A 19,495-nucleotide genomic window follows, 5' to 3' on the forward strand; every position below is an offset into this window, starting at 1 on the left:
TTAGAACGCTTCCGCAGGCAGGGCCATTAGCGTGTCCGCACCACTCGAAATACGGGCAAGGTGCGCCGAGGTCTCCGGCATGATCCGCTCCATGAAGAAGCGCGCCGTCACCACCTTGTTGTCGTAGAAGGCCCCGTTGTTTTCGTGGAAAGATTGGGAACCGTTGGCGCCGGTCTTGCCTTGTGCCGCCTTGGCCATCTGCGCCCACATGTAGCCCAGCGCCACAAGGCCGAAGAGATGCATGTAGTCGGTCGATGCGGCCCCGGCATTGTCGGGCTTGGCCATGCCGTTCTGCACCAGCCACATCGTTGCCGCCTGCAGATCGTTGAGGCCCTTCTTCAATCCCTTGGTGAAGGGCGCCATCTTCTCGTCGGCGCGGTTCTCCTCGCAGAATTCGCCGACCTCCTTGAAGAAGGCCTGGATGGCGCGGCCGCCATTCAGGCCGAGCTTGCGGCCGACGAGGTCGAGCGCCTGGATGCCGTTGGCGCCTTCATAGATCATGGCGATGCGGGCATCGCGCACGAACTGGCTCATGCCGTGCTCTTCAATGTAGCCATGGCCGCCGAACACCTGCTGCGCCATGACGGCGTGATCAAAACCCTTGTCGGTGAGCACGCCCTTGACCACCGGCGTCATCAGCCCGGTGTAGTCGTCGGCCGCCTGGCGATCCTTGTCGTCGGCGGAGCGGTGGGCAATGTCGGACTTGATCGCTGTCCACAGCGCCAGCGCGCGGCCAGCCTCGTTGAAGGCCTTCATGGTCATCAGCGAGCGGCGGATGTCGGGATGGACGATGATCGGATCGGCCTTCTTGTCCGGCGCCTTCGCGCCCGAGAGCGAGCGGCCCTGCAAGCGGTCCTTGGCGTAGGCGACGGCATTCTGGTAGGCGATCTCCGACAGCGAAAGCCCCTGCAGGCCGACGCCGAGGCGGGCCTCGTTCATCATCGTGAACATCGCCTTGAGGCCGCCATTGGCCTCGCCGAGCAGCGTGCCTTCGGCCTCGTCATAATTCATGACGCAGGTCGAATTGCCGTGGATGCCCATCTTCTCCTCGATCGAACCGCAGGAGAGCGTGTTTCTTGTCCCCGGATTGCCCGATGCATCGAGCTTGAGTTTCGGCACGATGAACAGCGAGATGCCCTTGACGCCTTCCGGCGCGCCCTCGATGCGGGCCAGCACCAGATGCACGATGTTGTCCGACATGTCGTGCTCGCCGGCCGAGATGAAGATCTTCTGACCTGAGATTTTGTAGGTGCCATTGCCGTTCGGCACCGCCTTGGTGCGCAGCAGGCCGAGATCGGTGCCGCAATGCGGCTCGGTCAGGTTCATGGTGCCGGTCCAGGCGCCTTCGACCATCTTCGGCAGCCATTTGGCCTTCTGCTCGTCGGTGCCGTGGGTGATGATCGCCGCGATCGCGCCCTGGGTCAGGCCCGGATACATCATCAGCGACATGTTGGCCGAGACCATGTATTCGGCGACGGCGGTGTGCACGGCATAGGGCAGGCCCTGGCCGCCGAACTCGACCGGTGCGGCGAGCCCCATCCAGCCGCCCTCGCGATACTGATCGAAGGCTTCCTTGAAGCCTTTCGGCGTCGTCACCGAGCCGTCGTCGTGGCGCACGCAGCCTTCCATGTCGCCGACCCGGTTGAGCGGATGCATGACGTTCTCGGCAAGCTTGGCGCCCTCGGCGAGGATCGCCTCCAGCACATCAGGCGTGGCGTCGGCAAATCCGGGAAGGTTCGAATAGCGCTGATAGCCCAGCACCTCGTTGAGGACGAACAGCGTATCCTGGACCGGAGCCCTGTATGTCGGCATGCTTTTTCTCCACCCCGCGGACCTGGTCCGAAAGCCCCCGAATTCATGTCAGGGCAGCATGCGGACCCGTGTTGAAGTCGAGATAGCAAAAATTGACGTTTGCGTAAACGTCAATTTTTTCGATACGACAAGATTTCCGCCCCGCCCATGCTTGAGGAGTCTATTGGCGCAACGTCGTGCAGGCCAGTGCCAAGGGACCAATTGGGCAGATGAAGGACAACGAAAAAGCCGCGCGGCAGAGCCACGCGGCTTAGATGGTCAAAAATCCGACAGAGTTGGAACCGGCAGTTTAGCCCGCGACGCTCGCCTGCGGCGCCGTGCGATCGGTCAACATCTGGCGCACCGCCGACATCGAGCCGGAGAGCTCGTTGATGGCGTCGTCGATCAGCGCCCGCTGCTTCTGCAGGCGGGCAAGCTGCTTCTCCGACTTGTCCAGCGCCAGCCGCAGCTGCTTGGTGTTGGAACCGGTCGGATCGTAGAGATCCATCATCTGCTTGACGTCGCGCAACGAGAACCCGACCTTGCGGCCGAGCAGGATCAGCTTCAGCCGGGCCTTGTCGCGACGCGTGTAGAGACGGGTCGAACCGTCGCGTTGCGGGTTGAGCAGGCCCTTGTCTTCATAGAAACGCAGCGTGCGCAGCGTCACGCCGTATTTCTTGGCCATTTCGCCGATGCGGACGAGATCCTCACCGGCTTCGACAGATAGATTATTGGTATTGGCCGCGGTCTCGCCGGCCGAGATAAGCTTCATGGTCACTGGCTTTCCCCGTCTGGTGGCGTCGCGGTCCTGGACCATGCGTCGCCTGACTGGAAGCGGGGGCGTGCTTCCGGCCGTGGTTTCGACAAACAAAATCGCAAACAGCACACTCAAATGCGCCTTTTACGTTTACGTCAATTCTATACCGATAGCCGCCTCATGACGCAAGGGGCGTTCTGTGAAGGTGCTTTATGCCGCACCGTGGGCAGCGACAGCCAACTTCCTTGCAACTTCTTAAGCTTGGTTAACGCGTTGTTTACCACGTTGGGGGAAATGTGGGCGCGTCGGCTACCCGTGTTTATCCTGTATCGAATTTTTCACGGTTTTTCGGAGCGCGGGTGAAACCCCGGGAAGCTTGTCTTCCACCGTGGCAGCGCGGTCGCCTTCGTTCCGGCAGGGACTTGGGGAGCTGGTCGCAAGCCGGCCAATCTGAAAGACGGACGCACCGATGAACAGCAAGCGGTCCTATCTCGATACACTCAACGCCGGCAGGCAGCGCAGGCCGCAGACCACGCTCGAGCAACTGAACCGCTCGCTGGAGACGCTGGAACAGCGACTGGGGCAGACCCGCGAGGAGGTGACGGCACGTCTGGCTCCCCGCCAATACGGCGACGACCCGCGCTATCCAGCCACCGATCCGCGCTCTCCCACTGCGGAGCCGCGGTATCCCGCCGCCCAGCCAACCGGCCAGCAGCGCTGGTACGAGGATCCGCAGCCGGCACCGCGTCCGCAGAACCCGGCGCCAGCTCCTGCCTTCGACCAGAACTACCAGGCCATCGCCCGCGACATCGACCGCGTGCGCGGCCAGGAAGACAGCGTCGCCATGGTCGGCAAGATCGCCGGCGAACTGCGCGGCATGCGCGAGGAGCTGCGCCACCAGATGACAGCAGGCCTGCAGCGCGAATTCGACGCGCTGCGCAAGGATATCGACCGCGCCTTCCAGGCGAACGCCAAGCCCGGCGCAGCAGGCAAGGGCAGCGCCGAACTCGGCGTCGAATTCGAGCGGCTTTCCGGCGCCATCAAGTCGCTGTCGGAGAAGAGCGACGACAGAAGCGTCAACCTGCTGCGGCTGGAGCTCGAGCAGGTCAAGGCCGCACTCGACACGCTGGCGCGCGAGGAGAGCGTGCAGAAGGTCGACCGCCGCTGGGACGACTTCGACCGCCGCTGGACGGCTTTCGAGGACCGCGTCGACGCCGACCAGCGCAAACGTTCCGACGATCCCGCCCTTGCGGCCCTGACCGACCGGCTGGAGCAAATCAGCAACGCCGTCAACAATCTGCCGGAATCGCTGTCGCTGCGCTCGCTCGAGGAAAAGGTCCGTACGCTGGCCGGTGCCGTCGAACACTTCGCGGGCCAGCAGGACAATCGCGGCAGCGACACGCTTGCCATGATCGACGAGCGGCTGGACGAGATTTCCCGCGCCATCGTTGCCTCGACCGTCGCGGCACAGGCCAATTCAGTCGACCACGAAGCCTTTGACCGCATCGAGAAGCGGATCGACTCGCTCGCCCGGCAGATCGAGGAGGTAGCGCAGGACCACCCCGGCAACGCGGTCATGGATCGCCTGAGCACGCTGTCGAGCCGGGTCGACGAACTCGCCGGCCGCGCCAATTTGCCCGAACAGGCGATGGAACGGCTGGCCAAGCAGATCACCCTCATCGCCGACAAGATCGACCAGGCGCCGGCCATGCCCGACGCCGACTACATCTTCCACGGGCTTGAGCAGCGCTTCGACGTGCTGTCCGGTATGATGGAACGCCGCCAGGGCGATGCCATCGAACAGGGCAACATGCTGTTCCGCGATCTCGAGCGCCGTCTCGACGAGGTTGCCGACCGGCTCGACCAGCGCATCGCGCCGCAAGTCGACAGCGCCGGCATCATGGAAGCCATCGACGCCCGCTTCACCGCGCTCGCCACGCGCATAGAGACGCGCGCTCCCGATCCTGCCGGCGAAGCAGCGATCCGTGGACTGGAAAGCCGGCTCGAGGACATTTCCGGCCGGCTCGACGCATCGGCGGCCCAGGTGGCCGGCATCGATCCGACGCTGATCCGCAGCCTGGAGGCGCAAGTCGCCGGCCTGTCCGCCCATTTGTCCAGGCCCAGCACGCCGTTGCCGGAATTCGAAGACATCAGCCCGCGCCTCAACGATATCGAGAAGACACTGGCCGGGACCCGCGATTCCATCCTCGGCGCGGCACGCGAAGCGGCCGAGAACGCGGTGCGTTCGCTGGCCGGGTCGAACGCCAACGCGTCGGCAGTTTCCGGGCTCGCCCAGGACCTGAAGACGCTGGAAACGCTGACGCGGCGTTCCGACGAGCGCAATTCGCGAACTTTCGAGGCCATCCACGACACGCTGCTCAAGATCGTCGACAGGCTGGGTTCGCTGGAGACCAGCGAACCGTCCGAGGCGGTAAGCGAGCTGTTGGACACGCGCCAGGACGAGGCCGTTGGCAAGCGCCGTACACGGACCGCCAAGATGGCTGTCGAGGCGCCTTCCCTGGATATCGACGAGCCGATGCCGCTGACCGGCGACATGGCCGACCTCGACGGCCGGGCCGCCGCCATAATGCGCAACGAACAGGGCGCACGCAGTGACCTGGGTACGCGCTCGCCGGCGGAAGCCGCCGCTGCAGCCGCCATCGCCGCCCTCGGGTCCGACACCATCGCCGAGAAAGATCAGCCGGCAGGCCGCAAGTCGATGTTCGGTGGGCTGGCACGCGCCTTCAAGGGCAAGAAGGCGGCGGACGTTCCGCCGCTGGCCGGCTCGGCGCCAAGCGCCGATATACCGAGTGTCGATCTCGACGAGCCGCTCGATCCGAAAGTGGCCAACCGACCGCTGGAACCCGGCTCCGGCGCGCCTGACCTCAATGCCATCATGAAGCGGGTGCGCGACGAGCGCGGGCAACCGGCCAAGCCCAGCGAAAGCGACGCCGCGAAATCGGATTTCATCGCTGCCGCGCGGCGCGCGGCGCAGGCCGCCGCCGCGGAGGCCGACGCCTTGAAGCGCCAGTCGACGGTGAAAGGCCCGGTGAAGGCGCTCAGGATCGGCGACCTGCTCAAGGCGCGGCGCAAGCCGATCCTGATGGCGGCGGCGGCGATCATGCTGGCGCTTGCCGGACTGCAGCTCGGCAAGGCGTTTCTCTCGGATCCCGCCCAGGTGGCCAGCAACGACGCGGCACCGATCGTTGCCGCTCAGCCGGTGCAAACGGCATCCGTCGACACGGCTAGCCGGCCGAAGGCGGAAGCCCAGCCGGCGGCGACGGACAGCGCGCCGGCCCGTGCCGTCAGGCAGGCCGAATCGTCCGTACCAGCAAGCAAGGACGACATGGTGGCGCAGACCGCCCTGGCGATGCCGTCGGACACGGACGCGATGGCGAATACAGCGCCGGTTGCAGAGCCCGCAGCGGCGCCTGCGGCTTCGGCCACGTCTTCTGGCATTGGCGATGCTGCCTCCAACGCGATGGCTTCGGTCGCTCCGGCGCCAGCTGCGCCCATTGCTACGACCCCGGTGGATGCGACGGCTTCAGAGCCGGCCGCTGTCACCGGCGGTGCGCAAGCAACGGATGCGGATGCCCAGCCGGCCACGGCCGCGCCAACGGCGGCCAACGAGACCACCGCCAAGGACACAACCGGCGCCGTTGCGCCGACGGATGCGCCGGCAGCGGCAGCCGCGGCCAAGTTCGACATTCCGGCCGATGCCGGCCCGGCCGCGCTGCGCGATGCCGCCGCTGGTGGCGACGCCAAGGCGCTGTTCGAGATCGGCTCGCGCTACGCCGAGTCGCGCGGCGTCAAGGAAGACATGGCGGCAGCCGCCAAATGGTACGAAAAATCAGCGGAACTCGGCTTTGCGCCGGCCGAATACCGCATCGGCAATTTCTACGAGAAGGGCATCGGCGTCGCGCGCGACATCAAGAAGTCGAAGACCTGGTACCAGCTCGCCGCCGAGCAGGGCAACGCCAGCGCCATGCACAATCTGGCCGTGCTGTTCGCCATGGCAGCGGATGGCGTGACCGACAATGAATCGGCCGCGCACTGGTTCCAGGAAGCCGCCGACCTCGGCGTCAAGGACAGCCAGTTCAATCTCGGCATCCTCGCCGCCAAGGGCGTCGGCATGAAGCAGAACCTCGAGGAATCCTACAAATGGTTCGCGCTCGTCGCCAAGACCGGCGACAAGGATGCGGCCGCCAAGCGCGACGAGATCGCCAACGCCTTGCGGCCCGAGCAGCTCGAGCGGGCGCGCGCCGCGACCGAATTGTGGAAGGCCAAGCCGCTCAACGCGGCGACCAATTCGGCCGACATTCCCGAATCCTGGCAGGAGGGCACGCCGCAGACGACCGCCGGCATCGACATGAAGAAGGCGGTCAAGAACATCCAGCTCATCCTCAACAAGAACGGCTATGATGCCGGCGGCGCCGATGGCGTCATGGGCGAGAAGACCAAGAACGCGATCATCGCTTTCCAGACCGACAACAAGCTGCCGGCGACCGGCGCCGTCGATGAAAAACTGGTCCGGGCGCTGCTGGCGCGCAAATAACAGAGAAGCGTCGTTTCCACGACGCTCTTGCCACACATTTGCCTGTTAACTGATTGAGATATTTTTTGTTTCGGCGCGGCGACGGGGTTTGACCCCGCCGCCGCGTCGGCGCAAGGAAAAATTGGCTTTTCGGTGCGAGACTGCCGACAACGGCTGTATTCGCCGACAGGCAAACTGATCGAGACTGACGGGTGGGCATCTATCTCCCGATTGCGGAAATTTCCGTCAACGTCTTCGTGCTGCTGGCCATGGGTGCGGCGGTGGGCTTCCTGTCGGGCATGTTCGGCGTCGGCGGCGGCTTCCTCATCACGCCGCTCTTGATCTTCTACAACATCCCCCCGGCGATCGCGGTTGCCACCGGCGCCAACCAGGTTATCGCCTCTTCCGTCTCCGGCGTGCTTTCGCACATGAAGCGAGGCACGCTCGACTTCAAGCTCGGCGGCGTGCTTCTGGCCGGCGGCATCGTCGGCTCCACCGCCGGCATCTATGTCTTCGCCTTCCTGCGCCGGCTCGGCCAGCTCGACCTGTTCATCTCGCTGCTTTATGTCGTGCTGCTCGGCACGGTCGGCGGGCTGATGCTGGTCGAAAGCATCAATGCACTGCGTGCCACACGCAGCGGTGCCGCCCCGGTGCTGAAGAAATCCGGCCAGCACAACTGGATCCACCGCCTGCCGCTGAAGATGCGCTTCAGGGCGTCAAAACTGTTCGTCAGCGTCATCCCGGTGCTGGGCCTTGGCGCCGGCATCGGCTTCCTGTCGTCGATCATGGGCGTCGGCGGTGGCTTCATCATGGTGCCGGCGCTGATCTACCTGCTCAAGGTGCCGACCAATGTCGTTATCGGCACCTCGCTGTTCCAGATCATCTTCACGTCCGCCTACACCACGCTGGTCCACGCCACCACCAACCAGACAGTTGATGTCGTGCTGGCCTTCATTTTGATGGCGGGTGGCGTGGCCGGCGCGCAATATGGCGCCAAGGCTGGCCAGAGGCTGCGCGGCGAGCAGCTCAGGGCATTGCTGGCCCTGCTGGTGCTGGCGGTAGCGATCAGGCTCGCCATCGATCTTTTCGTCACCCCGCCCAATCTCTATTCGCTGTCTGCCTTGGGCCTCAACTGATGATGGGCCCAAAAGCGTTCGTAGCCGCCATTGTCCTGTCACTGCTTGCGGCCGCCGCGCCGGCGAGGGCACAGACGCCGCTGACGGAAGGCATCCAGATCGGTCTCTCCACCGACAATGTCTCGATCACCGCCGGCTTTTCCGGCGCCGACCTGACCATCTTCGGCTCGCTGGAAAATCCCGACCCGCTGGTCGCCCGCCAGAACCGCTATGATGTCATCGTCGTGCTCGAAGGTCCGCCGCGACCGGTGGTGGTGCGCCGCAAGGACCGGGTGCTCGGCGTCTGGGTCAATCTCGATTCCGAAACCTTCGAGAACGTGCCGATGTCCTATTCGGTGGCGACGACGCGGCCACTGCAGGACATCACCGAACCGAACAGCTACAAGCAGCTGTCGCTCGGCGCCTCCAACCTCTACATGCAGCCGGCTGACGCTGGCGACAACCCGGCGACGATCGAGGAGTTCACGACCGCCTTGCGCGAACGCAAGGCCGCCACCGGCCTCTACAGCGAGAACGTCGGCGGCGTGCAGTTCCTGTCACAGAACCTTTTCCGCGCCACTGTCAGGCTGGCGCCGAATGTGCCAGTTGGAACCCATAAAGCCCGCGCGTTCCTGTTCAAGAGCGGCCTGTTCATCAAGGAGAGTTCGGCCCAACTCGAAATCCGCAAATCCGGTTTCGAACAGTCGATCTTCCGGGTCGCCCACAACTACTCCTTCCTCTATGGCGTCTTCGCCATATCGCTGGCCATGCTGACGGGCTGGCTCGGCAGGCTGATCTTCCGCAAGGACTGAGGCGCCCAAAAGGGGTTTCCCTTTCCCGCGTCATGCTATAGACCGCACCTCCCCGCCCAACGGGCAAGCACGCACAATTCAATTCGGCAGAGCGGTCCGGTCGCCCGGAACCACAGCGCACGCTTCTCCCGCGAGCGCCGATCCGCTACCTGCCGCCAATGACAGGAGGCTGCTTTGCGACCAGCATTCGCCGGTATCGATTTCGGCACTTCGAACTCCACGGTCGGCGTGGTCCGCAACGGGCAACCCCACCTCGTCGCGCTTGAAGACGGCCAGGTCACGCTGCCCAGTGCGGTATTTTTCAACTTCGAGGATGGCCGCATCTGTTTTGGCCGCCAGGCCATCGCCAACTACACCGATAGCGTCGAGGGCCGGCTGATGCGTTCGCTGAAGAGCGTGCTCGGCAGTTCGCTGGCGCATGAAAAGACGCGCATCAAGGCGCGCTCGATCGGCTTCATGGAGATCATCGGCCTGTTCCTCGGGCATCTCAGGAAAAAGCTAGAGGAAGACGGCGGCGATCTGGTCGAGACCGTGGTGCTCGGCCGCCCGGTGCAGTTCGTCGATGACGATGCGCAAGCCGACGCCAACGCGCAGAGCGACCTGGAAAAGGCCGCGCATGCCCAGGGCTTCAAGCACATCGCTTTCCAATTCGAGCCGATCGCGGCGGCGCTCGACTACGAGCAGAGGGTGACGCGCGAGGAGTTGGCGCTGATCATCGACATGGGCGGCGGCACTTCGGATTTTTCGGTCGTGCGTGTCTCGCCGGAGCGTGCCCGATCCCTGGACCGCAAGGACGACATCCTGGCCAGCCAGGGTGTCCATATCGGCGGCACCGATTTCGATCGGCTGCTCAGCATCGCCCATGTCATGCCGCAGCTCGGCTATTTGACACCTACCAAGGACGGCAAGCGCAATCTGCCGGCCAGCTATTTCATCGATCTCGCGACATGGCAGCGCATCAACCTGGTCTATACCGCCAAGGCGATGACGCATCTGCGCCAGATCCGCTACGAGGCCGCGCGCGCCGATCTGGTCGATCGGTTCATCCACATCGTCGAGCACCGTTATGGGCACGCGCTGGCGGCATTGGTCGAAAAGGCCAAGATCGAGCTGACCGACCTATCATCGGCCGAAGTCGCGGTGAGGCTAGCTGACGTGGAGTTCGCCGCCGGGATCACGCGCGACGGGCTGGACGCCACCATCGCCAGGGACATTGAACGGGTCACCGAAACTGTCGGGCAGACCATCCGCGACGCTGAGGTCAAGCCGTCCGACATCACCGCGGTGTTCCTGACCGGCGGCTCGACCGCTATTCCGCTGGCCAGACGGGAAATCCTGTCGCTGGTGCCGCAGGCATCCGTCATCGACGGCGACATGTTCGGCTCGGTCGGGCTTGGCCTGGCGCTGGATGCCCAGCGGAAGTTCGCCTAACTACGCTGAGCCGCTCCCTGCGGATTCGGTACCCAGATGCGCCTTGAGCGCCATCTGGGCCAGGCTTGCCTGGCGATCGCGGTGCGTGATCATGGCGAAGTCACGCTTCGGCAGTTCGATCGGCACGGACCGCAGACTGCCTTCGGCGACGGCGCGCCCGACGACGAGTTCCGAAATGATGGTGGCGCCGGCGCCCGCCTCGACCGCCTGGCGGACCGCCTCGTTGCTCGGCAGCACCAGGAACACCTGCAGGTCGGCAAGCGAAATCCCCTCACGCCGCGCCAGATCCTCCAACACCTCGCGCGTGCCCGATCCGCCCTCGCGGATGATCCAGCGCAGGCCTCTGATATCTGGCCGGCCCGGCGAAACTTCGGCGATCTCGGGATGGGAGCTGGCAACGACCAGCATCAACCGGTCGGTGTCGACCTTGGCGCGGCGCAATATGTCGGATTCGGTGCGCCCCTCGACCAGGCCGAGATCGGCGGTTCCATCCAGCACGCTGGCCTCGACCTGCCTTGTGTTGCCGATGCTGACGCTCAGCCGCACCGCGGGGTAGGCCTCGTGGAAGGACGCCAGCCGGCGCGGCAGCCAGTAGCTGGCGATGGTCAGGCTGGCGGCAATGGAGAGGCTGCCGGCGACCGTCTGGGAAACGTGTTCCAGCACATTGCGGGCGGCGGCGGCTCGCTCCAGCACGGCCTTGGCCTCCGGCAGGAACCGGTGGCCGGTCTGGGCAAGCTCGATATTGCGGCCGACACGGTTGAACAGATGGACGCCGTGCTGCTCTTCAAGCGCGCGGATGGCGGCCGACGCCGCCGACTGGGAAATGCCCAAAAGCTCCGCCGCCTTGGTCATGTGGCCGCGCTCGGCGACGGCAACGAAAATGCGCAACTGATCCAGGGTCATGCGTGCATTAAGAACCAATATCGATCGAATTTACAAGAACAACTGATTAGACGGATCGATAGCTTTATTCTACTTTTTCAGGCGAAGTTAGAAAAAATTGGCCATCAGGTCGCAACGAATAAAATGATCGGGCGGTTCAGATCCCTGCTTGCCCATTGGGCCCGTGGCTTAAGGCGGCGGCTGGCCGGCGATCGCTATCACCCTGAGGAGCATTACATGCGCGGCCCCGGGCCGAAGACCCGGGCCAAGTCCGCCGGCCGCGCGGGCACAACCAGTCCATGATCCACGGACCGCGCCGGGGCGCAAATTCGGCACCATCGCAACGCCCGCTAGCCGACACGCGCGCGCCCGACGAAGGTGACGGCGTCGACACCTCGCCTGATATTTCCGACAGCATCGCAAAGACGACTTGCTACATGTGCGCCTGCCGTTGCGGCATCGACGTGCACATCAAGGACGGCAAGATCCGCTACATCAACGGCAACAAGGACCATCCGGTCAATCGTGGCGTGATCTGCGGCAAGGGCAGTTCCGGCATCATGCAGCACTACAGCCCGGCCCGGCTGAAGAAGCCATTGCTGCGCACCGGCCCGCGCGGCTCCGGCGAGTTCCGCGAGATCGAGTGGGAAGAGGCGTTCGCGATCGCCACCGAACGGCTCACGGCCATCCGCCGGACCGATCCCAAGAAACTCGCCTTCTTCACCGGGCGCGACCAGTCGCAATCGCTTACCGGCTGGTGGGCGAGCCAGTTCGGCACGCCGAATTTCGCCGCCCATGGCGGCTTCTGCTCGGTCAACATGGCTGCCGGCGGGCTCTACTCGATCGGCGGCTCGTTCTGGGAGTTCGGCGAGCCCGACTGGGACAACACAAGATACTTCATGCTGTTCGGCGTCGCCGAGGACCACGATTCCAACCCGATCAAGATCGGGCTGGGCAAACTCAAGGCGCGCGGCGCCAAGGTGGTATCGATCAATCCATGCCGCACCGGTTACAACGCCATTGCCGACGACTGGATCGGCATCCGGCCGGGCACCGACGGCCTGTTCGTCTTCGCGCTCATCCACGAACTGCTGAAAGCCGGCCGCGTCGATCTCGATTATTTGCTCCGCTACACCAACGCCCATGTCCTGGTCGTGCAGGAGCCCGGCGCGTCCGACGATGGGCTGTTCGTGCGCGACGCCGACGGCAATCCGCTGGCCTGGGATAGGGTGGCGAAGACGTCCATCAAGGCAACCGACCCGGACGCAAAGCCGGCGCTGACCGGCAGCTTTGAAGTCGGCGGGCGCCGCTGCACGCCGGTGTTCCAGCTGATCGCCGACCGCTACCTCGATGACAGCTACGCGCCGGATGCGGTCGCGGAGCGCTGCGGCATTGCCGCCGATACGATCCGTCGGATCGCCGCCGAACTCGCCCATGTCGCCTTCGAACAGACGATCGAGCTGCCTATCGCCTGGACCGACTGGGCCGGACGGCGACACGAGACGATCAAGGGCCGGCCGGTTTCGATGCACGCCATGCGCGGTATATCAGCCCATTCGAACGGTTTTCACACCTGCCGGGCCATCCATCTGCTGCAAGTGCTTTTGGGTACGGTGGATGTTCCCGGCGGCTTCCGCTTCAAGCCACCCTATCCCAGATCGGCGCCGCCGGGCCCGAAACCCTCAGGCAAGACCGTCGAGCCAATGACGCCGCTGGACGGCATGCCGCTCGGCTTCGTCTGCGGGCCTGACGATCTGATGGTCGATGAAGCCGGAACGCCGACCCGCATCGACAAAGCCTATTCCTGGGAGGCGCCGCTGGCCGCGCACGGCCTGATGCACACCGTCATCCGCAATGCCTGGGCCGGCGATCCTTACCCGATCGACACGCTGATGATGTACATGTCGAACATGGCCTGGAATTCCTCGATGAACACCGTCGAGACGATTCGTATGCTGACCGACCATGACGAGGAGGGCCGCTACAAGATCCCCTTCATCATCTATTCCGACGCCTATTATTCCGAGACCGTGCCGTTCGCCGACCTCGTGCTGCCCGACACCACCTATCTCGAGCGCCACGATTGCATCAGCCTGCTCGACCGGCCGATCAGCCATGCCGACGGGCCGGGCGATGCCATCCGCCATCCCGTGGTCGAGCCGGACCGTGACGTCCGGCCGTTCCAGTCGGTGCTGATCGAACTGGGCGCGCGGCTTGGCCTGCCCGGCTTCGTCAAGGACGATGGATCGGCCAAATATACCGACTATGCCGATTATATCGTCAACCACGAGCGCACACCGGGCATCGGACCGCTCGCCGGCTGGCGCGGCAAGGATGGCACCGCGATCGGCAACGGTGAGGTCAATCCGGACCAGTTGCAGCGCTACATCGACAATGGCGGCTTCTGGCATCACGACTTTGCCGCCGACCAGCGCTACTACAAGATGGCCAACCGCTCCTATCTCGACTTCGCCGAGAGCATGGGCTTCATCCCCAAGGCGGAACCGATCGTCTTTCAGCTCTATTCCGAGCCATTGCAGCGCTTTCGGCTTGCCGCGCGCGGTCATGGCCGGGCGGTGCCGCCCGAGAGCGAACGCCAGCGCATCGAGACCTACATGGACCCGCTGCCGTTCTGGTACGTGCCCTTCGAGGAAGCCGCCGTCGACCTGCAAAAATACCCACTGCACGCGCTGACGCAGCGGCCGATGCACATGTATCATTCCTGGGGCTCGCAGAATGCGTGGCTGCGGCAGATCACCAGCCAGAACCGGCTGTTCGTGCATCACCGCACCGGCGCCGGTCTCGGCCTCGTCGACGACGACTGGGTCTGGATCGAGAGCATCAACGGCAAGGTCAAGGGGCAGATCAAGCTGGTCGACGGGGTGAACGAAAGCACGGTCTGGACCTGGAACGCGATCGGCAAAAGGCGCGGCAGCTGGGGGCTGAAGGACGATGCCGCCGAGAGCAATCGCGGCTTCCTGCTCAACCACGTCATCGGCGACCAGACCTCGGCCGACGCGCAGGGCAAACGCTATTCGAACTCCGATCCGGTGACCGGCCAGGCGGCATGGTTCGACCTGCGCGTGCGTATCGTCAAATGCGCTGATGAGGAAGCCGGTTTCACCGAGCCGCAATTCGAGCGTTTCCACCAGCCGCCACATTTCGAGCCCGCGCCCGACATCCTTCGCTTCGGCGCCGAATTCCGCATCAACCGGGAAGCCGCCGAATGACCTGCCTTCCCGCCCGCACCGACAAGAAACTCGGTCTCGTCATCGATCTCGACACCTGCGTTGGCTGCCAGGCCTGCGTCACCGCCTGCAAGGAGTGGAACACCGGCGGTCACATGGCGCCACTGACCGACATCGACCCCTATGGCGGCCATGTCGACGGCGTCTGGTTCAACCGCGTGCACAGTTACGAGCACACGACAGAGATGGGCGGGCGCACGGTCAACTTCCCGCGCTCCTGCCTGCATTGCGAGACGCCGGCCTGCGTCACCGTCTGCCCGACCGGTGCCTCCTACAAGCGAGCCTCGGACGGCATCGTGCTGGTCGACGAGGACAAGTGCATCGGCTGCAAATTGTGCAGCTGGGCCTGTCCTTATGGGGCGCGTGAATTCGATACCGATGTCGGCGTGATGAAGAAATGCACGCTTTGCGTCGACCGCATCTACAATGACAACCTGGCCGAGGAGGACCGCGTGCCTGCCTGCGTCGCCGCTTGCCCGACCAGCGCGCGGCATTTCGGCGATCTTGGTGACCCCCAGTCAGCTGTCTCGCAACTGGTGGCGGAACGCGGCGGCGTCGACCTGATGCCTGAGATGGGCTACCACCCGACCAACAAATATCTGCCGCCGCGCGCCCACACGCAACGCGCCGCATCGGTGCCTGCGAAGGCGCTGGAGTCGGTGCGAGCCGAGGGCGGTTTCCTCGGCTGGGTCGACCGCATGCTTTCGAACTAGCCCATGCATCCCGCCTTCTCTGTCGTCTTCTTCACCACCGCCACCGGTGCCGGCTACGGCCTGCTGGCGCTGCTGGGCGTGCTCGGTGCAGCCGGCCTCATCGCGCCGGACTTCTGGCTGGGCTTCGCCGGCATGGGACTGGCACTCGGCCTGATCAGCGCCGGCCTGTTGTCCTCTACCGGCCATCTCGGCCGGCCGGAGCGGGCCTGGCGGGCCTTTTCGCAGTGGCGCAGTTCCTGGCTTTCACGTGAAGGCGTTGCCTCGGTCGCCACCTTCATCCCCGCCGGGCTGTTCGGTCTTGGCTGGGTCGTCCTTGGACGCCTCGACGGCTGGGTGACCGCCGCCGGGCTCCTGGCCACCGTTGGGGCTGTCGTCACGGTCTGCATGACCGGCATGATCTATGCCTCGCTCAAGCCCATAGCCCAATGGCACAGTCCCTACACCTTGCCCGGCTATCTCATCTTCTCGGCGATGAGTGGGACCGTGCTTCTGAACGCACTATGCCAAGGTTTTGCGATCGGCTCGAAAATGCTTCTGGCGGCTTGCGTGCTGCTCACGGCGCTGGGCTGGGGCTGGAAACTCGCGACCTGGCGGCACAATGACCGGCTCGAGATCCCGACCACCGCCAACACAGCTACTGGTTTGGCGGGCGGCACGGTGCGGTCGCTGGAATGGCCGCATACCGAGGAGAACTATCTGCTCAAGGAAATGGGCTTTCGCATCGCGCGCAAGCACAGCGCGCGCCTGCGCCAGATCACGCAGGTGCTGGCCTTTGCCCTGCCCGTCCTGCTTCTCGCCATCACCTTTGTCTCGCCCTGGCCCTTTGCGGCGGTGCCGTCAGTGCTCGCCGCGATCGTCCAGTTCGCCGGCACGCTGGTCGAGCGCTGGCTGTTCTTCGCCGAGGCGAAGCACACGGTTACCCTGTATTACGGCAGATAGGGCTGCTCAGCCGGGCCGCAGCATCGAGCGGGAGATGGCGAAGATGCGGTCGCTGCCAAGCATATAGGCCATCAGCGTTTCAAGGCGGAACAGCCCGGCATAGGCGCGGTCGAGCACGTTGAGCGAACCGGTATAGGCGCCGAAGGCCGGCATGATCATGCGCCCGCCATCGCCGGCAAAGCAGCGCCGCCGCACCGAACGGCCGCGCTGGACGATGCGGGCGCAAGGATGGAGATGGCCTGCGATCTCGCCTTCGACGCGCACCTTGGATGGCTCATGCCGGAACAGCAGTGAGCCCATGGCGAGTTCCCGCACGGTCTCACCAGGCAGATCCGCCGGCGCTTCCGGATCATGGTTGCCGGCGACCCAGAACCAGTCGCGGCCTGTCATCAGCGTTTCAAGCCGCTCGCGAAAACTCGCATGCATGCGCTCGGCGCCGCCGCCATCGTGAAAGCTGTCACCCAGGCTGATGACGATCGATGGCTGGTAGTCTGATATGACGGCCTGGAGCCGCAGCAAGGTCGCGCCGGTGTCGTAGGGCGGGATCAGCGTGCCGCGCCTTGCCAGCGACGAGCCTTTTTCCAAATGCAGGTCGGATACAGCCAGAAGCCTGAGCTCCGGAAAATAGAGCACGCCGCACGGATCGCAGACCGCACGTTCGCCGGCGATGCCTATCATGTCGGCCTCGGCAATCAGCGATGTGCGCGCCAGCGAAAAATTCATCGGGAAATCAGACTCATCTTTGGCCCATGGCTTCCTCAACCAGATCGGCGGCTTCCATCAAGAGCGACTCGTTGGCGCCGCCATTCACCGATTCCCTGCCGATCTCCAGCATGATCGGCACAGCCAGCGGCGAAATCTGCTCAAGATGCTTATGCATGATTCGACCGCGGACACGCGAGAGCATCTCGGCAAGTCTGCTGACATCGAGCAGTCCGGCCGATGCATCGGTGCGTGTCGCCTGCAGCAGGATGTGGTCCGGCTCGTGGCTGCGCAGCACGTCGTAGATCAGATCGGCCGACACCGTCACCTGGCGGCCGCTCTTCTCCTGACCCGGAAAGCGTTTCTCGATCAGCCCGGCGATGACGGCGCAGGTGCGGAAGGTGCGCTTCAGCATCCAGCTGTCGTTCAGCCAGGCTTCGAGATCATCCCCCAGCATGTCCTCGTCGAACAGGGCCGCCAGCGACGGCTTCTTCGCCTTGAACAGGGCGGCCATGTCGTCCAGCGCCCAGACGGCCAGCGAATAGTCGGTGGCGACGAAGCCGAGCGGCCGGGCGTTCGCCCGCTCCAGCCGCCGCGTCAGCAGCATACCGAGCGTCTGGTGTGCCAGCCTGCCTTCAAAGGGATAGGCGACCATGTAGTGGCGGTTGCCGCGCGGAAAGGTCTCGACCAGCAGGTCGCCGCGCTTGGGCAGCACCGACTTTTCCTTCTGCAGCCGCAGCCAGTCGGCGACTTGTTCGGGCAGAGCCTGCCAGCGGTCGCTGTCGGCCAGCATGCCGCGCACCTGGTCCGCCAGATAGGTCGAGAGCGGAAACTTGCCGCCGGCATAGGACGGCACGATGATGTTGGCGCCAGCACCGTTGGAGACGACGCATTCGTTCTCGCGGATGCCTTCGAAGCGCAGCACCTTGCCGGCGAAGAGAAAGTTGTCGCCGGGGCGCAGCGTCTCGGCGAAATACTCCTCGATCTTGCCCAGCACCGGCCCGCCGCGCCCGGCCATGCCGCGGCCCTGCCTGACATAGCGGACGTTGAGCTCCGGCATCTCGACGATGGTGCCGACGTTCAGGCGATACTGCTGCGCGATGCGCGGATGCGAGACGCGCCACAGACCATCCTTGGTCTTGCGGATACGCGCGTAACGCTCGTAGTTTTTCAGGGCATAGCCACCGGTGGCGACGAAATCGACGACGCGGTCGAAGGTTTCGCGCGCCAGCGCGGCATAGGGGGCGGCACTTCGCACCTCCTCGAACAGATGGTCGGCATCGAAAGGCGCGCCGCAGGCGACGCCGAGCACATGCTGTGACAACACATCGAGCGCGCCGGTGATCAATGGCGGTGTGTCCTGCGCACCGAGATAGTTGGCGTCGAGTGCCGCCCGGCATTCCAGCACCTCGAAACGGTTGGCCGGGATGAGGATCGCCTTGGACGGCTCGTCCATGCGGTGGTTGGCGCGGCCGATGCGCTGCGCCAGCCGGCTGGCGCCCTTCGGCGCACCGACATGCACGACCAGGTCGACATCGCCCCAGTCGATGCCGAGATCGAGCGTCGAGGTCGCGACAATGGCGCGCAGTGCATTCTCACCCATCGCCTTTTCGACCCGTCGTCGCTGGCCGACATCGAGCGAGCCGTGATGCAGCGCGATCGGCAGCGAATCCTCATTCGCCCGCCACAATTCCTGGAACAGCAGTTCGGCCTGGCTGCGGGTGTTGACAAACAGCAGCGTCATCCGATGCCGTTTGATCGCCTCGTAAATTTCGGGAATGGCGTAGCGAGCGGAATGGCCGGACCACGGGACGCGTTCACGCGAGTCGAGGATCGAAATGTCCGGTTTCGCCCCGCCAGCAACGGTGATCAGCCCAGCCATCGCGGGCCTCTTGGACCCTGGGGGCGGATTCTGGCTGACCAGCCAGCGCCGCAATTCGTCCGGCTCGGCCACTGTCGCCGACAGGCCGATCGTTTGCAGGCCGGGCCTGTAGTCACGCAGCCGCGCCAGCCCGAGTGCCAAGAGATGGCCGCGCTTCGACGTCACCAGCGAATGCAATTCGTCGAGCACGACATAGCGCAGATCCTCGAAGAACCGCCTGCCATCGGGGGCGGCGATCAGCAGCGCCAGTTGCTCGGGTGTAGTCAGCAGGATGTCGGGCGGCACCAGCTTCTGCCGCTGGCGCTTGTGGGAAGGCGTGTCGCCGGTGCGCGTCTCGATGGTCACGGGCAGACCGATCTCTTCGACCGGCTTGCCGAGATTGCGCTCGATGTCGACGGCCAATGCCTTGAGCGGCGAGATATAGAGCGTATGGATGCCGCGATGCGCCTGCCCCGGCTTTCGCCTCGGCCTGACCGCCAGTTCGGTCAGCGAAGGCAGGAAGCCGGCCAGCGTCTTCCCGGCCCCGGTCGGTGCGATCAAAAGCACCGATTGGCCGCTTTGAGCCTTCGCCAACAATTCGATCTGATGGGCGCGCGGCGACCAGCCTTTCTCGCCGAACCATCTGAGGAATGGCTCGGGCAGGGCAATGGCGGCATTCTGCTCGGCAAGGCGCGGCTCAACTGTCACGC

12 protein-coding genes are annotated in these 19,495 nt (G+C 64.6%); 7 read left to right on the forward strand and 5 right to left on the reverse strand.

Going from position 1 to position 19,495, the window contains the following annotated elements; genetic code table 11:
* Both DBIPINDM_RS11955 and DBIPINDM_RS11960 read right to left on the reverse strand, forming a co-directional pair.
* Entirely contained in the window at nucleotides 1-1,812 is a 1,812-nt protein-coding gene (locus DBIPINDM_RS11955; protein ID WP_258585904.1) for an acyl-CoA dehydrogenase, read from the reverse strand.
* A gap of 289 nt (nucleotides 1,813-2,101) precedes the next feature.
* Complete coding sequence (locus tag DBIPINDM_RS11960; RefSeq protein WP_258589248.1) at nucleotides 2,102-2,563, reverse strand: MerR family transcriptional regulator; 462 nt, start codon at nucleotides 2,561-2,563, stop codon at nucleotides 2,102-2,104.
* Nucleotides 2,564-3,017: 454 nt separating this feature from the next.
* Between DBIPINDM_RS11960 and DBIPINDM_RS11965 the strand changes: the two genes are divergently transcribed.
* The 4 genes from DBIPINDM_RS11965 to DBIPINDM_RS11980 all read left to right on the forward strand — a co-directional run bounded on the left by DBIPINDM_RS11965 (nucleotide 3,018) and on the right by DBIPINDM_RS11980 (nucleotide 10,440).
* Entirely contained in the window at nucleotides 3,018-7,103 is a 4,086-nt protein-coding gene (locus tag DBIPINDM_RS11965) for a peptidoglycan-binding protein (protein ID WP_258585905.1), read from the forward strand.
* 191 nt (nucleotides 7,104-7,294) lie between these two features.
* Complete coding sequence (locus DBIPINDM_RS11970) at nucleotides 7,295-8,218, forward strand: sulfite exporter TauE/SafE family protein (protein ID WP_027043492.1); 924 nt, start codon at nucleotides 7,295-7,297, stop codon at nucleotides 8,216-8,218.
* Nucleotides 8,218-9,009: a TIGR02186 family protein gene (locus DBIPINDM_RS11975; RefSeq protein ID WP_258585906.1), complete on the forward strand. Its 792-nt coding sequence runs from the start codon at nucleotides 8,218-8,220 to the stop codon at nucleotides 9,007-9,009. Before DBIPINDM_RS11970 ends, DBIPINDM_RS11975 begins: the two co-directional genes overlap by 1 nt.
* A 174-nt stretch (nucleotides 9,010-9,183) precedes the next feature.
* Nucleotides 9,184-10,440: an Hsp70 family protein gene (locus DBIPINDM_RS11980; RefSeq protein WP_258585907.1), complete on the forward strand. Its 1,257-nt coding sequence runs from the start codon at nucleotides 9,184-9,186 to the stop codon at nucleotides 10,438-10,440.
* On the opposite strand, the gene DBIPINDM_RS11985 is transcribed toward DBIPINDM_RS11980, so the two are convergent.
* Nucleotides 10,441-11,343, reverse strand: a complete 903-nt coding sequence (locus tag DBIPINDM_RS11985; RefSeq protein WP_258585908.1) for a LysR family transcriptional regulator — start codon at nucleotides 11,341-11,343, stop codon at nucleotides 10,441-10,443.
* 278 nt (nucleotides 11,344-11,621) lie between these two features.
* Between DBIPINDM_RS11985 and DBIPINDM_RS11990 the strand changes: the two genes are divergently transcribed.
* Genes DBIPINDM_RS11990 through DBIPINDM_RS12000 form a run of 3 tightly spaced genes read left to right on the forward strand, consistent with a single transcriptional unit; the run spans nucleotide 11,622 to nucleotide 16,222 of the window.
* Nucleotides 11,622-14,552, forward strand: a complete 2,931-nt coding sequence (locus DBIPINDM_RS11990; RefSeq protein ID WP_258585909.1) for a molybdopterin oxidoreductase family protein — start codon at nucleotides 11,622-11,624, stop codon at nucleotides 14,550-14,552.
* Nucleotides 14,549-15,283 carry a 4Fe-4S dicluster domain-containing protein gene (locus DBIPINDM_RS11995; RefSeq protein ID WP_258585910.1) on the forward strand — a complete coding sequence of 245 codons (735 nt, stop codon included), beginning with the start codon at nucleotides 14,549-14,551 and terminating at the stop codon, nucleotides 15,281-15,283. Before DBIPINDM_RS11990 ends, DBIPINDM_RS11995 begins: the two co-directional genes overlap by 4 nt.
* A gap of 3 nt (nucleotides 15,284-15,286) precedes the next feature.
* Nucleotides 15,287-16,222, forward strand: coding sequence for a dimethyl sulfoxide reductase anchor subunit family protein (locus tag DBIPINDM_RS12000; protein ID WP_258585911.1), 936 nt, complete (start codon nucleotides 15,287-15,289; stop codon nucleotides 16,220-16,222).
* Nucleotides 16,223-16,228: 6 nt separating this feature from the next.
* Here the strand turns inward: DBIPINDM_RS12000 and pdeM are convergent, their stop codons facing one another.
* Together pdeM and DBIPINDM_RS12010 are read right to left on the reverse strand one after the other, a co-directional pair.
* The gene (gene pdeM / locus DBIPINDM_RS12005) at nucleotides 16,229-16,945 is read right to left on the reverse strand and encodes a ligase-associated DNA damage response endonuclease PdeM (protein ID WP_258585912.1); all 717 of its coding nucleotides are present in this window, start codon (nucleotides 16,943-16,945) and stop codon (nucleotides 16,229-16,231) included.
* Nucleotides 16,946-16,958: 13 nt separating this feature from the next.
* Nucleotides 16,959-19,493: a ligase-associated DNA damage response DEXH box helicase gene (locus DBIPINDM_RS12010; RefSeq protein ID WP_258585913.1), complete on the reverse strand. Its 2,535-nt coding sequence runs from the start codon at nucleotides 19,491-19,493 to the stop codon at nucleotides 16,959-16,961.
* Nucleotides 19,494-19,495 lie beyond the last annotated feature (2 nt).

Origin of the sequence: Mesorhizobium sp. AR02 (assembly GCF_024746835.1) — a bacterium.
In the GTDB taxonomy this organism is placed as follows: domain Bacteria; phylum Pseudomonadota; class Alphaproteobacteria; order Rhizobiales; family Rhizobiaceae; genus Mesorhizobium.

Bases quoted from the DNA above. Each gene is read 5' to 3' on its own strand.
- DBIPINDM_RS11965 (WP_258585905.1), top strand. From the start codon at position 3,018: ATGAACAGCAAGCGGTCCTATCTCGATACACTCAACGCCGGCAGGCAG.
- DBIPINDM_RS12000 (WP_258585911.1), top strand. From the start codon at position 15,287: ATGCATCCCGCCTTCTCTGTCGTCTTCTTCACCACCGCCACCGGTGCC.
- DBIPINDM_RS11995 (WP_258585910.1), top strand. From the start codon at position 14,549: ATGACCTGCCTTCCCGCCCGCACCGACAAGAAACTCGGTCTCGTCATC.
- DBIPINDM_RS11985 (WP_258585908.1), bottom strand. From the start codon at position 11,343: ATGACCCTGGATCAGTTGCGCATTTTCGTTGCCGTCGCCGAGCGCGGC.
- pdeM (WP_258585912.1), bottom strand. From the start codon at position 16,945: ATGAATTTTTCGCTGGCGCGCACATCGCTGATTGCCGAGGCCGACATG.
- DBIPINDM_RS11960 (WP_258589248.1), bottom strand. From the start codon at position 2,563: ATGAAGCTTATCTCGGCCGGCGAGACCGCGGCCAATACCAATAATCTA.
- DBIPINDM_RS11990 (WP_258585909.1), top strand. From the start codon at position 11,622: ATGATCCACGGACCGCGCCGGGGCGCAAATTCGGCACCATCGCAACGC.
- DBIPINDM_RS11955 (WP_258585904.1), bottom strand. From the start codon at position 1,812: ATGCCGACATACAGGGCTCCGGTCCAGGATACGCTGTTCGTCCTCAAC.
- DBIPINDM_RS11975 (WP_258585906.1), top strand. From the start codon at position 8,218: ATGATGGGCCCAAAAGCGTTCGTAGCCGCCATTGTCCTGTCACTGCTT.